Below are 507 nucleotides of genomic sequence, written 5' to 3' on the forward strand. Positions count from 1 at the left end.
AACAATGCCCGTCAAACGGATAAATTCATCACCTTGATTTAAGCGCAGCCACTTTTCGCCACTGATGCGCAATACGCCATTTGGCAACACGTCATGCACCGTGACCGTGATAGCACCTTGGAGCTTGTTGCCTTGCGAGCTAGACGCACTGCCATCGAAATTTCGGCTGCCGTCAATGCTCACACCAAGTTCATCAAACTTTTTAGTGCCGATGGTTGGCGCAGCAAAGTTCACCGCTGAGCTCTTACCAAATTTGGTTCCGGCTTTTTTGCTTGAAGAAGTCTCTTCAGAAAGCACCACGGTTAACACATCACCGACTCGGTACGCACGACGATCTTGGAACAGAGTCATCGTGTATTGGTGACGATAAAGGCTACCAGATTGAGCGTCTGGTAAGGTGTAATCCAACTTCGGCGGCGCATACTCCTCAGCATTTGGCTGAGGCGGAATAAACTCCTGACGTCCGGCACATCCCACCAGCAACACGACGGCTACTGCCCAACTCTT

At 50.7% G+C, this 507-nt stretch carries 1 protein-coding gene; it reads right to left on the minus strand.

What is annotated here, in order from left to right:
• Positions 1-507 (minus strand): flagellar basal body L-ring protein FlgH (locus R8N49_RS30785; protein WP_318190906.1); only part of this gene is annotated, 507 nt, incomplete at both ends.

It is taken from the genome of Vibrio sp. 1978 (assembly GCF_033344345.1).